This window comes from Aeromonas sp. ASNIH1 (assembly GCF_002934285.1).
Classification (GTDB): domain Bacteria; phylum Pseudomonadota; class Gammaproteobacteria; order Enterobacterales; family Aeromonadaceae; genus Aeromonas; species Aeromonas caviae.
Genome location: NZ_CP026228.1, coordinates 4,598,678 through 4,613,097, shown reverse-complemented (window position 1 = coordinate 4,613,097; position 14,420 = coordinate 4,598,678). Strand labels below are relative to the sequence as shown.

The window sequence follows — 14,420 nt, the reverse complement described above, 5'->3', positions numbered from 1 at the left end:
TGCAGTATCAGGAGAGGGTCACCATGCAGTCATTCAACTGGGTCGACATCGACGGCATTCGCTATAGCTGGAACGGGCAGGACAATATCGTCTGCACCGGCCGCTTTGGCTATCAGGCCACGATGACGGGTGACACGCTCAACGGTCTGGAGCTGGAGAGCGAAGATGGTGAGGTGGCGGGGTTGCTGAATGTGGACTTTGCCGCTTCTCGTATCAGCTTCACGCCAGCAGAGGATGCGCCCCTGCCCCACATGATGGTGCTGGTCGGCCATGAGTGGGGGCAGCAGGAGTATTCGTTGCAAAGTCTGAGCGATACCTCCTTGCAGGGGCTGCTCAGCCACGGTGAGGAGCTTGACTGGGGGGCGCTGGCCGTTGTGACGACGTCCGAGCCGAATCTGCCATCACAAGGTCATGTTCTGTCGTGGGATTCGTTCCACTTTGAGGATGAATCGCTGTTTGGCAGCCCGGCGCCTGCTCCCGTGATGACAAGCCATGGCAATTCAGGAGGAGGGGAGATCAGTATCAATATCGACATGACCAATCAGGTGCTGGACCAGATCCCGCCGACACACGATATATGAATCCCAATCGACGACATGCATAATGACCTCCATCTAAATGATGGAGGTTTTTTTATGTGGCGTCCCCTTCTTACCCTGTCCGCGCTGGTTGTCAGTGCTCCGTTGCTTGCCATCGAGGTTCCCCAGGCCCCCCATCTGGTCGTCAGTGGCTATGCGGAGCAGAAGGCCGAACCAGACATGCTGACGCTCAATGTCGCCGTCACGGCACTGGAGAAGCAGGGCATCAAGGCCAAACAGCAGGTAGATACCAAGGTTGCAGCCTTCTTTGGCCAGCTGGAGAGCCTGGGCATCAAGCGCAGCGACGTCGAGGCGGGCAACCTGGTGATCTCCCCCGAGTACCAGTACCCCCAGAACAAGCAGCCTGAAATGGTGGGTTACCGTGCCCAGCGCCAACTGGCCGTCAAACTCTATCAACTCGACAAACTCAGCCAGTTGATGGATACCGCCCTCAAGGCGGGTCTGGAGTCCGTGACCCAGATAGAGTACGGCCTGAAGTCACCACAGCTCATCAAGGAGCAGGCCCGGCTTGGTGCTGTCGCTGATGCCACGAGCAAGGCGGAGTCCCTGGCCAAGGCTTTCGGCATGAAGCTTGGCAAGGTGTATAGCGTTGAATACCGCAACAGTTCCCCCATGCCGGTCTATACCCGTGCCATGAAGGCCGCGGCAGCCCCTGCCGCCGACATGATGGAAAACAGCTATCAACAGCAGCAGATCAGCATCACTGACAATGTAGAAGCCGTCTTCCTGCTGGAATAACACAGCCCCTTTGTCCATCACTCAAACCCGAGGCAACCCCTCGGGTTTGTCATTGCAGGGGCTGGCAGGACAAGCGAGCCACGAACAGGATCTGGTGAAACGGGAATGGAATAAAAAAATGCCGGTCACTGACCGGCATTTTTGTTTGAGGAGGCTCGATGCCTAGCCCAGGTTGGTCGCCAGCTTGCGTTGGCTCTTCTGTTTGAGCAGATAGCCGATACCGAGTACCAGGACCCAGGCCGGGATCAGCTCGACCGAGATGCGGGTGCCGTCGTTCATGTACATGATCACCAGGATGGCGGCCATGAAGGCGAGGCAGAGGTAGTTGCCAAACGGGCTCCACAGTGCCTTGAACTTGGTGGTGACCCCTTCTGCGGCCTTCACCTTGCGGAACTTGAGGTGCGCCAGGCTGATCATGGCCCAGTTGATGACCAGTGCGGAGACCACCAGGGACATCAGCAGACCAAAGGCCTTGCCCGGGATCAGGTAGTTGATGAGCACACACAGCAGGGTGGCCGCGGCCGAGATGGTGATGGCGGTCAGGGGCACGCCGCTCTTGTTGGTCTTGAGCAGGGCCTTGGGGCCGTTGCCCTGCTTGGCCAGGCCAAACAGCATGCGGCTGTTGCAGTAGACGCAGCTGTTGTACACCGACAGCGCGGCGGTCAGCACCACCAGGTTAAGTACGTTGGCTACCAAGTTGCTGTCGAGCGCATGGAAGATCATCACGAACGGGCTGCCGCCTTCCACTACCTTGCCCCAGGGATAGAGGGAGAGCAGTACGGTCAGGGCGCCGATGTAGAAGATGAGGATGCGGTAGATCACCTGGTTGGTGGCCTTGGGGATGCTCTTCTCGGGATTGTCCGCTTCCGCTGCCGTGATGCCGACCAGCTCCAGACCGCCGAAGGAGAACATGATGAAGGCCATGGCCATCACCAGCCCGCCGACGCCGTTGGGGAAGAAGCCACCCTGGGCCCAGAGGTTGCTGACCGTGGCCTCGGGGCCGCCGCTGCCGGAGAACAGCATCCAGCCGCCGAATCCGATCATGCCGAGAATGGCGACCACCTTGATGATGGCGAACCAGAACTCCATCTCGCCGAACGCCTTGACGTTGGAGAGGTTGATGGCGTTGATCAGCACGAAGAAGAAGGCCGCCGACATCCAGGTCGGGATCTCGGGCCACCAGTACTGGACATAGATGCCGACTGCCGTCAGCTCGGCCATGCTCACCAGCACATAGAGCACCCAGTAGTTCCAGCCGGAGGCGAAGCCGGCGAAGTCACCCCAGTACTTGTAGGCAAAATGGCTGAATGAACCGGCAACCGGCTCTTCCACCACCATCTCGCCCAGCTGGCGCATGATGAGGAAGGCGATGAAGCCGCCGATGGCATAGCCCAGCAGCACCGCAGGGCCCGCCATCTTGATGGTGTCGGCAATGCCGAGGAACAGGCCTGTACCGATGGCACCGCCCAGTGCGATAAGCTGGATATGGCGGTTTTTCAGACCGCGCTTGAGCTCCTCGCCGTGTTGTTGAAGATCCATGCTTCCTTCCTTACGTCGCTGAAATCACTCGGCTCGCGTCCCGTCAGCCACAGCACGTCCTCTGCCTGGCGCGGCATCTTGTGCCGAAAACGTGACGAAATCCGTATTTATATCGTTACGGTTTGCCGCTGGCTGTTTTTTGTAGCGGCTACCAACCCGAGCAGAATAGTGATAATCGACCATTCATGCACCTATTTTCCTCATCATCGGCTGCTATTTTGTGCGACATGCAGGTTTTTCATGATCTGGAAAGGGGTTTTGAGAGTGATTGCTGATTTTGTGTACGGGTGGATTTGCGCCTGTTGACGCGAATTGGTTTTTATGATGCTTTTGCCCTTTGATAAAAAGGGACTCATATGATGGAGCGTATAGTCGGTGGCCTGGTGATGGCCGTGCTCTGGCTCGGGATCTGGCTCTCCCCCATGTTGCTGACGATGGCGATGAGCAGCCTTGTTGTCTGGGGCTGGTTGGGAGCGGATTACCTGGTGAACCACGTCGCCATGGTGCTCATCCTTGCTGCCGGGATGGGGTTGGTGCCAGCCTGCTGGCTGAGCGAGCGAGTCCGCAAGGGCAGGGGACTCATCCATTTTCACGGCATGTTGATGAACAACAAGGAGCTCAACAAGCCCTGAGCCTGCTTGCCCCGCGAGTGATGGGATGCCAGCGATGATGCTGGCATCATTTTTTCATCCTGTTTCTCTGTTTCGTTATCTTGCCACTCATCTATTTCATGGTGCGTTGTGCTGTCACAGCCTTGCAGGTTAGCAGAGCTGGCGGCGAAGGCCGGTCGCTTCCAGGATCTTGGCGCTGATCTCCTCGACCGAGTGGGAGCTGGTATCGAGGAAGCGGATCGCCTCCTGGCGGAACAGCCTCTCGACGCTGGCCAGCTCCTGTTTGCATTGATCAAGCGAGGAGTAGCGGCTGTTGGCGCGGCGCTGGTTGCGGATCTCGTGCAGCCGCTGCGGCATGATGGTGAGGCCGAACAATTTGTGGCGATTGGCCTTGAGGGCGGCGGGCAGCTCCAGCGATCCCATGTCCTGCTCGATAAAGGGATAGTTGGCGGCGCGAATGCCAAATTGCAGTGCCAGATAGAGGCTGGTCGGTGTCTTGCCGCAACGGGAGACCCCGATGAGGATGATGTCTGCCTCGTCATACTCCCTGGTGGTGATGCCATCGTCGTTGGCCAGCGCAAAGTTGACCGCTTCGATGCGATCGTCGTACAGCTTGCGGTTTTCCATGCCATGGGTGCGATGCAACCTGGGTTCGGCCTTGATACCGAGCTCCTGTTCGAGAGGGCTTACGAAGGTGTTGAGAAAATCGTGGCTGCTGGCCTGGGCCTTGAGCACCTCTTCACGCACCATGGGGTCGACGATGGTGTGAAACAGGATGGGGCGCACCCCGGTCTGGCGAAACTGCTCGTCAATGCGTGCCCGTACCTGGCGCGCTTTCTCCTGGGTCTCGACAAAGGGGATGGTGACCTGTTCGAAGGCCAGGGGAAACTGGCTCAACACGGCGTGGCCGAAGACTTCGGCGGTGATGGCGGTGCCGTCGGATACATAGAATACGGTGTGCACTGCGGACTCCTGTGGTGCGCTCCAGAGGGCGGCGAGAAATAAGTATCTCTCGAAACCATATCGTTTTTGTCAACAGATCTGCCATGCCCAAGTTGTGAACTCGGTTGCAAACCTGAGTCGTTACCTTTTTGTGTCGCTATTGTAGAATGCCTGTGTCAAACGACCATCCCCAACTCTTGCTCGGGGATTTTTTTTGACAATAAATAGAAAACGTTTTCATGGTCGTTGGCAACAGACACTAACAAAAACACACGACTTGGCACAGCAGGTGAATTGTCACCCTGGCCCCCCAACCTGGAGACATGCAAATGCAACAGTACGTACTCTGGTACGAACAGCTCGGTATGCAGGACGTTGAACGCGTCGGCGGCAAGAATGCATCCCTTGGCGAGATGATCAGCAACCTCTCGGGGGCCGGCGTGTCCGTACCGGGCGGGTTTGCGACCACGGCCTTTGCGTTTAACGAGTTTCTGGAGTTAAGCGGCCTCAACGGCAAGATCCATGACTTGCTCGACAGTCTGGATGTGGATGACATCGCCGCCCTCAACCGAGCCGGTCAGCAGATCCGCGACTGGGTGGTGGAAGCACCCTTCCAGCCCGCTCTGGAGCAGGCGGTGCGCGAGGCCTATGACAAGCTGAGCGCGGGGCTCGAGGCATCCTTTGCCGTGCGCTCCTCCGCCACTGCGGAAGACATGCCGGATGCGTCGTTTGCCGGTCAGCAGGAGACCTTCCTCAACGTGCGCGGCATCGATGCCGTCATGACTGCCATCAAGCATGTGTTTGCCTCTCTGTTCAACGATCGCGCCATCTCCTACCGGGTCCATCAGGGCTATGACCACAAGGGGGTCGCTCTCTCCGCCGGGGTACAGCGCATGGTTCGCTCGGATCTCGCCGCCTCCGGCGTCATGTTCACCCTGGATACCGAATCCGGCTTCAACGACGTGGTCTTCATCACCGGCGCCCAGGGCCTGGGCGAGATGGTGGTGCAGGGGGCCGTCAACCCGGACGAGTTCTATGTGCACAAGCCGACCCTCAAGGCCGGGCGCCCTGCTGTGGTGCGCAAGACGCTGGGCTCCAAGCTCATCAAGATGACCTACTCCGGGGATGCCGGTCATGGCCGTCAGGTGAAGGTGGTCGACACCACCGATGCCGAGCGCAACCGCTTCTGCATCACGGACGAGGAAGTGATGGCCCTGGCAAAGCAGGCCCTCATCATTGAGCAGCACTACGGTCGCCCGATGGACATCGAGTGGGCCAAGGATGGTCAGGATGGCAAGCTCTACATCGTTCAGGCCCGTCCGGAAACCGTGCGTAGCCGCCAGGAAGCCAATACCCTCGAGCGCTTTGCCCTCAAGCAAACCGGCAAGGTGCTGATCGAGGGGCGCGCCATCGGCCACAAGATTGGCGCGGGTCCGGCCCGTGTCATCTCCTCCATCAGCCAGATGGATGAAGTGCAGCCCGGCGATGTGCTGGTCACCGACATGACCGACCCGGACTGGGAGCCCATCATGAAGCGCGCTTCCGCCATCGTCACCAACCGGGGTGGACGCACCTGTCACGCCGCCATCATCGCCCGGGAGCTTGGCATTCCGGCAGTGGTGGGTTGCGGCAACGCCACCGACCACATCCAGGATGGTCAGCTCATCACCGTCTCCTGTGCGGAAGGGGATACCGGCTTCATTTATGACGGCGAGCTCGACTTTGACGTGGCGGTGACCGAGGTGGGCAACATGCCGCGCCTGCCCATCAAGATCATGATGAACGTCGGCAATCCGGACCGCGCCTTCGATTTTGCCCAGTTGCCGAATGCCGGCGTGGGCCTGGCCCGCCTCGAGTTCATCATCAACCGCATGATCGGGGTGCACCCCAAGGCGCTGCTGGAGTTCGATCAGCAGACCCCGGAACTCCAGGCCACCATCACCAGGATGATCGCGGGCTACGAGAGCCCACGTGAGTTCTACGTAGCCAAGCTGACGGAAGGGATCGCTACCCTGGCGGCCGCCTTCTGGCCTGAGCGGGTCATCGTGCGGATGTCGGACTTCAAGTCCAATGAGTACGCCAACCTGGTGGGGGGCCGTGGTTACGAACCCCATGAAGAGAACCCCATGATCGGTTTCCGTGGTGCGTCGCGCTACATCGCCGACAGCTTCCGCCCCTGCTTCGCCCTCGAGTGCGAGGCAATGAAACGGGTGCGGGATGTCATGGGGCTGACCAACGTCGAGGTGATGATCCCCTTCGTGCGTACCCTGGGTGAGGCGGAGCAGGTGGTGGAGATACTGGCTGAGAACGGCTTGCGCCGTGGCGAGCGCGGCCTGAAAGTCATCATGATGTGCGAGCTGCCCTCCAATGCGCTGCTGGCGGACAAATTCCTCGAGCACTTCGACGGCTTCTCCATCGGCTCCAATGACATGACCCAGTTGACCCTGGGGCTGGATCGGGACTCCGGGCTCATCGCCCACCTGTTCGACGAGCGCAACGAGGCGGTCAAGGCACTGCTGGCCATGGCCATCGCCGCCGCCCGCAAGGCGGGCAAGTACGTGGGGATCTGCGGCCAGGGGCCGTCCGATCACCCGGACTTCGCTGCCTGGCTGGTCGAGCAGGGGATCGATTCCGTGTCGCTCAACCCCGATACCGTGGTCGACACCTGGCTCTATCTGGCCGAGCAGCACAAGGCCGGCTAAACCCGTTCCCGCTTTTTGATGACACGGCGCCGCAATGGCGCCGTTTTTGTCTGCGCCCCCCTTTTTCTGTTACAAGGGGAAAGAGCAAGGTGCTCCGCACCCATCACAGGACGATCCTATGACCTCATTGCAGTGGCAATCCGCCACCCTGGCCCTGCGTGGCCACCACACCCTGGTTATTCCCGAACTCTGTCTCACCCCGCAGGCCTGCTGGGCCTTCGTCGGCAGCAACGGCAGCGGCAAGACGGCGCTGGCGTCGGCCCTGTGCGGCGAGCTGGTCGTGCGTGCCGGAGCGGTATCGGGTCGAGTCCGGGCCGAGCGACTCTCGTTCGAGTCGCAGCAACAGCTGGGGGAGCTGGACTGGCAGCGGCGCAATACCGACATGCTGGGGGAAGAGGAGGAGGCGGGGTATCGGGTATCGACCCTGATGCTGGAGGCGGGGGGCGAGGAGCATGAGGCACGCGCGCTGCTGGCCCGTTTTGGCATTGAATCCCTGTGGGAGCGCCCCTATCGCTACCTCTCGAGCGGGGAGGGGCGCAAGCTGCTGCTGGCCCGGGCCCTGCTGGGGCGACCCGAGCTGCTGGTGCTGGACGAACCCTTCGATGGCCTGGATCAGGGGGCCAGGGCTTCTTTGATGATGTTGCTGGCCGACCTGGTGTCAGAGGGGCTGCGCCTGGTGGTGATCGTCAATCGTTTTGATGAGATCCCCCCCTTTGCCACTCACCTCGGCCTGCTCGGCGAGTGTCGTCTGCTGCTGGCGGGGGAGCGCGAGGCGGTGCTCGGCAGCCAGGAGGTGGCCCAGCTGGCTCGCGCCGAAACCACGTCTCCCCGTTTGCCGCCACCGCTGACGACACCCGAGCCCTTGCCTCCCGGCCCTCGGGTCGTCATGAAAGCCATGCGTATCGCTTACGGGGATCAGGTGATCATCGACGGGCTCGACTGGACCATTGACGAGGGGGAGCACTGGCAACTGGTGGGACCAAACGGCGCTGGCAAGTCGACCCTGCTCTCCCTCATCACCGGAGATCACCCGCAAGGTTACAACAATGAGCTCCATCTGTTCGGACGGCGGCGGGGCAGCGGCGAGAGCATCTGGGAGATCAAGCGCCATATCGGGCTCGTGAGCCCGGCGCTGCATCTGGACTATCGTGTCAGCTGCCCGGTGCAGACAGTGATCCTCTCCGGTTTCTACGACTCCATCGGGCTTTATACCCGGCCGGGGGATCGTCAGCTGGCGCTGGCCAACCAGTGGCTGGCCCTGCTGGGGCTGGCCGATCAGGGGGCGCAGCCTTTCCACTCTCTCTCTTTCGGTCAGCAGCGACTGGTGCTGATCGCCCGTGCCCTGGTCAAACATCCGCCGCTGCTCATCCTGGACGAACCCCTGCAGGGACTGGATCCCCTCAACCGTCACCTGGTACGGGAGATGGTGGCGCGCCTCGTGGGCGAGGGAACCCAGCTGTTGTTCGTTTCCCATCATGCCGATGATGCGCCCCCTGGTCTGACCCACAGGCTGAGCTTTGTGCCAAGGGAGGAGGGGGGATACGACTATCTGCAGGAGCGTCTGATGGGCTGAGCCGTCCGGGCGGCATGGTCAGAGAGGGGCTGGTTCGGCAAGGAGCGGCGGCATCCCCAGCAGCGTCCACCACAGCCCGAAGAAGAGCATTATCCCCAGCCAGAGCCAGGCAAGATAGTGACGGGTGGCCGCCATCCCCGTCACCGTCACCATGAGTGCCGCCCCGAAGGCGATGAGGGCGAACAGAAAGGGCGCCATATTGTCCATCATGGCGGTCATTTCACCAGGGAGAGGATCTGGCGAAATGCCGGATGGCGGCAATCCCCCATCAGCTCATAGAGGCACATCTCCACCGAGGTGAGGGCGGCGCCCCGGGCCGCCAGCTGAGCGATGGCGAGATCCCGGTTGACACGGGTGCGGGACGACACCGCATCCACCACCAGCGAGACCCCGGCACCGCTGGCGAGAAGCCCCAGCACGCTCTGGTAGACGCAGATATGGGTCTCGATGCCACATACCAGCCAATGCTCGATCCCGCTCTCGGCCAACGCGGCCGCCACCGTCGGCTCACCCAGGGCGCCGAAGCTGTATTTGGGCAGCACAAGATCGCCTGCCTGTAGCGACTGCAATTCGGGCACGGTGGCACCGAGCTTGTCCGGGTTCTGCTCCAGCCAGACAACCGGCAGCCCCAGCACCCTGGCCCCTTGCACCAGCCTGGCGGTATTGGTAATCAGGGTGTCGCTCTCCTCGACCAGACGGGCCAGTTTGCCCTGGATATCGACGACCAGCAGGCCGGTGGTGTTTTGCTCAAGCATGAATGTCTCCTTGTCTGTGGCGGACTGCCTCGCCTGAAGGCTTTCGTTGGCTGACTGAGTGGCGCTGCTTCACTCGCTTGCCGTGCCTGGGCATTCAAGGTAGGTCATCGCCTCGATGTTGTTGCCATCGGGATCGCGCAGGAAGGCGGCGTAGTAATTGGGGGCATAGTGGGGACGCAGCCCCGGCAGCCCATTGCAGGCAAAACCTGCCTTGATCCCCGCGTGATGGAACGCATCCACCTGGGGCGCGTCGTCGGCCCTGAATGCGAGATGGCAGGAGGCGCCCTGCTGCCCCCGCTCAATCAGGAAGCCCACGTGATCGCGGCCCATCAGGCCAAAACCGGCAGCCGTCTCATCAGACCATTTGAGTTCTATCAAAAGAGGAGCCAGTACGGTGGCGTAGAAGTGCTGACAGGAGTCAAAACGCACCACCTTGATTTCAACATGATCGAACACGGTGACTCCTTGTGTTGTCTGGGTGTAGAGCAGCCCATCAGGCCCTCATAGGAACCCGTTGAAATGGGTATCGAATGACCACAATAAGTCAGTTTGACGCCAGGCAGGGAGAGGGCAAGGCGCATAACTGCGTGCTCCGTCAAAGATTTTTCATCCAGTTGCGGGATGCGCTTTACATCGTGCTGGCCAAGCTTGCCCGGTTTTGTTGCTTGGCGAAGGCTACGAGCTCTGTTATGGTATGCTCATTTAGCCGTTTGGATGGCTAGATGGTTGTGCGCTGACTGCATGTTCGCGCCCCCGACCGCTCACCGTTTTGATGATCATGTTGACAGGGAGTATTTATGCAACGTCGTTCCTTCTTCACCCTTTCCGCCCTGGCGTTGCTCGCCAGCAGCCTGCCGCTGTCTGCCTTTGCCATCGATGAGGCGAAGAAAGAGATCGTCATCGGCACCACGGTTGGCGACTTTGCCGACATGGTCACCGACTCTATCAAGCCGCAGCTCGAAGCCAAGGGCTACAAGGTCAAACTGGTGGAGTTCACCGATTACGTGACCCCCAACATCGCCCTGGCGGACGGGTCGCTTGACGTCAACTGCTTCCAGCACAAGCCCTATCTGGAGAGCTTCGCCAAAGACCGGGGTCTCTCTCTGGCGCCCATCACCCAGGTGCCGACCGGCCCCATGGGGCTCTACGCCGGCAAGCTGGGGGATCTGAAGGCGGTGAAAGAGGGAAGCACGGTCGCCATCCCGAACGATCCCACCAACCAGGCCCGGGCACTGCTGATGTTGCAGGATCTGGGCTGGCTGAGCCTCAAGGAGGGGATCAATCCCCTCAAGGCGAGCGAGTTCGACGTGGTGAAGAACCCCCACAACCTCAAGCTGGTGCTGCTGGAGGCGGCGCAGCTGCCGCGCTCCCGTGAGGATGTGGATTTCTCCGTCATCAACGGCAACTTTGCCGCCTCAAGCGGGATCCCGTTCAGCTCCGGCCTCTTCCTCGAGCGCAGCTATGACTTCATCAACTGGGTGGTGGTAAAGAGCGCCGATGCGGGCAAGCCGTTCGCCAAGAATGTGGCGGCCGCCTACAACTCCCCTGAATTCAAGGCTTATGCCGCCAAGCGCTTCGTCGGCTACAAGTATCCCGAGGGCTGGCAGCAGAAGGGGTGAGTGGCGTACAAGCGATAAAAACGGGCACCCAGGTGCCCGTTTTTTATTGGAGGTCAGTAGTGGCGCAACCACCAGCGGGCGGCCAGGAGGGCGGTGAGGCTGCCAAGCAGGGCGCTTGCCAGCACATCCAGGGGCCAGTGCATGCCGATAAGGGTGCGCGAGAGGCCGATCCCGATGGCCCAGAGTGGCAGCAGCCAGGCCCCGGCGGGAGCCCGGGCCAGCCAGATCAGGCCGAAGAACTGGGCGAGGCTCATGGCGGCGATGCTGTGACCGGAGGGAAAGGCGTAGTTGACCTCTGCCTGCCAGTGCTGACCGAGCCAGGCGGGCAGCGCCAGCAACTGGGTCGCGGCGTGGACCTGTTCGCTGCGAAGGGCCTGGCTTCCCCCATAGAACTGGCGGATGGCGGGGATCAGCTCCTGGCTCTCCAGCCAGATGAGGTAGGGCCTGGGCTCCTCGGTCAGCAGCTTGATGAGGCTCTTGATGACCCAGTCGCTCGCCAGCACGACAAAGAGGGCGCCAGCCAGCGCCAATAAGGCGCGACCGTCCAGCGTCAGCTTGTGTCTTGTGAGCAGCAGCAGGGCGGCGATGGTGAAGACCAGCCCCGGCAAGTCCACCATGCGGGTGAGGGCGTAGGGCCACCATAGCCAGCCCGATTGCAGGGCCTGGGTCATGAACGGCTGCCAGGGCAGGCAGACGAGCAGCAGCAGGGGAAGGAGCAGGAGGGCATTGAAATGAAGCACCTTGCGGCGTGGCAACGAAGAGGAGTGAGTCGGCATCAAGGGGTCCGGTTCGGTGGCGCGAGCGGCTAAAAAGAGGCGTCATTGTGCCAGTCAGGTTGCTCTGGTCAAGGCGAAGGGGGCGAGGGCAACAGGCTGTTACATATGATGCTGCCGGGCATCGTGCCCGCACCTGAGGCCAGAAGGCGGAAAGATGGCCACAGAGCGGTCTGCCAACAAGCCTCTGAAAATCCGCCGCGTTTGGGCTAGAATGGCGCGCCTGTGGCCCTTGTGGACGAGATGCGTGCCGATGAAGATCGTCGTTGATGAAAATATGCCCCATGCGGTGGAGCTGTTTGCGGAATTTGGTGAAGTGGTTCCCCTGCTGGGACGAGAAATAAAGGCCGCGGATCTGCAAGAGGCGGATGTGCTGCTGGTGCGCTCCGTGACCCGGGTCAACGAAGCGCTCCTGGCGAGTTGCCCCAGGCTGGGGTTTGTCGGCACGGCCACCATCGGCACGGATCACATCGATCAGGGGCTGCTGGCGGCGCGGGGCATCCCCTTCTTCAGCGCCCCCGGCTGCAACAAGGTGTCGGTGGGGGACTACGTGCTCTCCGCCTTGCTGGTTCTGGCGGAACGCCATGAGCTGATCTTGAGCGAGATGAGCCTCGCCGTCATCGGCGCCGGCAACACCGGCGAGAGCGTGGCCGGCAAGGCCGAGGCGCTCGGGATGAAGGTGCTGCGCTGCGACCCGCCCCTGGCCCGTAGCGGCGCCGCTGGCGACTTCGTGGATTACCGCACTGCCCTGGATGCCGACATCGTCAGCTTCCATGTCCCCTATCTTCGTGAAGGGGATGAGGCCACCTTCCACCTGCTGGGAGCTGAGGAGATCGCCGAGCGTCCGGCCGGGCAGATCCTCATCAACGCATCCCGCGGCGAGGTGTGGGACAACCGTGCCCTGCTTGTCCGCCAGCAGGGGCCCCATCCCCTGCGGCTGGTGATGGACGTGTGGGAAGGAGAGCCGGAGCCCCTCAAGGAACTGGTGCCCCATACCGAGCTGGCCACCCCGCACATCGCCGGTTACAGCCTGGAAGGCAAGGCCCGTGGCACCTGGATGCTCTATGAGGCGCTGTGCCGGCAACTGGGGCGCACCCCGCGCCAGGATCTGCAATCCCTGCTGCCTGCCCCCGAGGTGCGCGAGCTGACGCCGGGGCAGCCGGCGGATCAGGCGCTCATCAAGCAGCTTGTCCACCTTGTTTATGACGTGCGCCGGGACGACGCCCGTTTTCGCAACCGGATCGGGCTGCCCGGCAGCTTCGATGAGCAGCGCAAGCGCTACCCCGAGCGGCGCGAATTGGGCGCCCTGCAACTGAAAGGGCCCTTCGCCGACGACAGACTGGCCCGACTGGGCTTTGCCGTCTCGGAGCAATAAACCCGATTTCAACAAGGGGAGGGGCTTGCCCAGGCGGCGCCTCCCCCCGGCCCGGCATCATGGCGGGCCTGTCATCAAACCGATACACGTGCCAGCCGGGGCCCTCATGCCCGGCCCCGACGGGCAGCATCACAGGAGAGACAACAGTGAGTCAGCAATTCAACGTAGCGGTATTGGGCGCGAGCGGCGCCGTGGGTCAGGCCATGATCGAGCTCCTGGAGGAACGCGCCTTCCCGGTAGCGACCCTCTATCCGCTCGCCTCCAGTCGCAGCGCTGGGGACACGGTGCGCTTTGGCGGCAAGAACGTCGACATCCTTGACGTGGAGGCCTTTGACTGGAGCCAGGTGGAGATCGCACTCTTCTCCGCCGGTGCAGAGGTCTCGGCCAAATGGGCGCCCATCGCCGCCGAGCATGGCTGCATCGTCATCGACAACACCTCCTGCTTCCGCTACGACGAGGACATTCCCCTGGTCATTCCGGAAGTGAACCCGGACGCGCTGGCCGATTTTCGCAACCGCAACATCATCGCCAACCCCAACTGCTCCACCATCCAGATGCTGGTGGCCCTCAAGCCCCTGCACGATGAGGTAGGCATCAGTCGCATCAACGTGGCGACCTACCAATCCGTTTCCGGCTCCGGCAAGGAAGGGGTGAGCGAGCTGGCGGGCCAGACCGCCCACCTGCTCAACGGCCGCCCGGTGGAGCCGACCCTCTATCCGCAGCAGATCGCCTTCAACCTGATCCCGCAGATCGATGCTTTCACCGATAACGGCTACACCCGGGAAGAGATGAAGATGGTGTGGGAGACCCAGAAGATCCTGGGGGATGCCAGCATCGCCGTGAACCCTACCTGCGTGCGGGTACCGGTCTTCTATGGTCACGCCGAGGCGGTCCATGTGGAGCTGCACCAGCCGCTGGACGCCGAGCAGGTCAAGGATCTGTTGCGCAATGCCCCGGGCGTCACCCTGTTTGATGATGAAGGGGACTACCCGACCCCGGTGCGCGATGCCACCGGCCAGGATGATGTGATGGTCGGGCGGGTGCGCCAGGATATTTCTCATCCGAGTGGTATCAATATGTGGATCGTGGCCGATAACGTTCGTAAGGGCGCGGCGACCAACAGCGTGCAGATTGCCGAACTGCTGGTACGCGACTACCTCTGAGGCCGGATGTCGGCCCCGGGCGGGGAGGGAA

General features: G+C 61.6%; 14 protein-coding genes. 8 read left to right on the top strand and 6 right to left on the bottom strand.

All coding sequences use genetic code 11. The annotated features are described in order from the left end of the window. The first annotated feature begins 23 nt into the window (after positions 1-23). Together C2U37_RS22250 and C2U37_RS22245 are read left to right on the top strand one after the other, a co-directional pair. Positions 24-581, top strand: coding sequence for a hypothetical protein (locus tag C2U37_RS22250; protein WP_042879892.1), 558 nt, complete (start codon positions 24-26; stop codon positions 579-581). 54 nt (positions 582-635) lie between these two features. Next, positions 636-1,337 carry an SIMPL domain-containing protein gene (locus tag C2U37_RS22245; RefSeq protein ID WP_104453084.1) on the top strand — a complete coding sequence of 234 codons (702 nt, stop codon included), beginning with the start codon at positions 636-638 and terminating at the stop codon, positions 1,335-1,337. Between the two features lie 162 nt (positions 1,338-1,499). Here C2U37_RS22245 and C2U37_RS22240 read toward each other — a convergent pair whose 3' ends face one another. Next, a complete protein-coding gene (locus C2U37_RS22240; RefSeq protein WP_010675155.1) occupies positions 1,500-2,876 on the bottom strand; it encodes an amino acid permease in 1,377 nt (458 codons plus the stop codon). 356 nt (positions 2,877-3,232) lie between these two features. Here C2U37_RS22240 and C2U37_RS22235 point away from each other — a divergent pair, with 356 nt between their 5' ends. Continuing rightward, a complete protein-coding gene (locus tag C2U37_RS22235) occupies positions 3,233-3,508 on the top strand; it encodes a hypothetical protein (RefSeq protein WP_080770124.1) in 276 nt (91 codons plus the stop codon). A 129-nt stretch (positions 3,509-3,637) separates the two neighbouring features. Here the strand turns inward: C2U37_RS22235 and ppsR are convergent, their stop codons facing one another. After that, positions 3,638-4,450, bottom strand: a complete 813-nt coding sequence (gene ppsR, locus C2U37_RS22230; protein ID WP_010675153.1) for a posphoenolpyruvate synthetase regulatory kinase/phosphorylase PpsR — start codon at positions 4,448-4,450, stop codon at positions 3,638-3,640. A gap of 308 nt (positions 4,451-4,758) precedes the next feature. Between ppsR and ppsA the strand changes: the two genes are divergently transcribed. Next, a complete protein-coding gene (ppsA, locus tag C2U37_RS22225) occupies positions 4,759-7,131 on the top strand; it encodes a phosphoenolpyruvate synthase (RefSeq protein WP_048207926.1) in 2,373 nt (790 codons plus the stop codon). A 118-nt stretch (positions 7,132-7,249) separates the two neighbouring features. Next, positions 7,250-8,704, top strand: coding sequence for a molybdate ABC transporter ATP-binding protein ModF (gene modF, locus C2U37_RS22220; protein ID WP_104453083.1), 1,455 nt, complete (start codon positions 7,250-7,252; stop codon positions 8,702-8,704). 18 nt (positions 8,705-8,722) lie between these two features. Here modF and C2U37_RS22215 read toward each other — a convergent pair whose 3' ends face one another. From C2U37_RS22215 to C2U37_RS22205, 3 genes are all read right to left on the bottom strand, one after another. Next, positions 8,723-8,914 (bottom strand): hypothetical protein, encoded by a 192-nt coding sequence (locus C2U37_RS22215; protein ID WP_223915819.1) that lies wholly within the window; start codon positions 8,912-8,914, stop codon positions 8,723-8,725. 5 nt (positions 8,915-8,919) lie between these two features. Continuing rightward, positions 8,920-9,459: a hydrolase gene (locus tag C2U37_RS22210; RefSeq protein WP_104453082.1), complete on the bottom strand. Its 540-nt coding sequence runs from the start codon at positions 9,457-9,459 to the stop codon at positions 8,920-8,922. A 69-nt stretch (positions 9,460-9,528) separates the two neighbouring features. Continuing rightward, positions 9,529-9,915 carry a VOC family protein gene (locus C2U37_RS22205; protein ID WP_041214969.1) on the bottom strand — a complete coding sequence of 129 codons (387 nt, stop codon included), beginning with the start codon at positions 9,913-9,915 and terminating at the stop codon, positions 9,529-9,531. A 341-nt stretch (positions 9,916-10,256) separates the two neighbouring features. Here C2U37_RS22205 and C2U37_RS22195 point away from each other — a divergent pair, with 341 nt between their 5' ends. Next, positions 10,257-11,078 (top strand): MetQ/NlpA family ABC transporter substrate-binding protein, encoded by an 822-nt coding sequence (locus C2U37_RS22195; protein ID WP_104453080.1) that lies wholly within the window; start codon positions 10,257-10,259, stop codon positions 11,076-11,078. 53 nt (positions 11,079-11,131) lie between these two features. On the opposite strand, the gene C2U37_RS22190 is transcribed toward C2U37_RS22195, so the two are convergent. After that, positions 11,132-11,854, bottom strand: coding sequence for a phosphatase PAP2 family protein (locus C2U37_RS22190; RefSeq protein ID WP_104453079.1), 723 nt, complete (start codon positions 11,852-11,854; stop codon positions 11,132-11,134). Between the two features lie 250 nt (positions 11,855-12,104). Here C2U37_RS22190 and C2U37_RS22185 point away from each other — a divergent pair, with 250 nt between their 5' ends. Beyond that, complete coding sequence (locus tag C2U37_RS22185; protein WP_104453078.1) at positions 12,105-13,226, top strand: 4-phosphoerythronate dehydrogenase; 1,122 nt, start codon at positions 12,105-12,107, stop codon at positions 13,224-13,226. Positions 13,227-13,372: 146 nt separating this feature from the next. Further along, positions 13,373-14,389 (top strand): aspartate-semialdehyde dehydrogenase, encoded by a 1,017-nt coding sequence (locus C2U37_RS22180; RefSeq protein WP_104453077.1) that lies wholly within the window; start codon positions 13,373-13,375, stop codon positions 14,387-14,389. Positions 14,390-14,420: the final 31 nt, after the last annotated feature.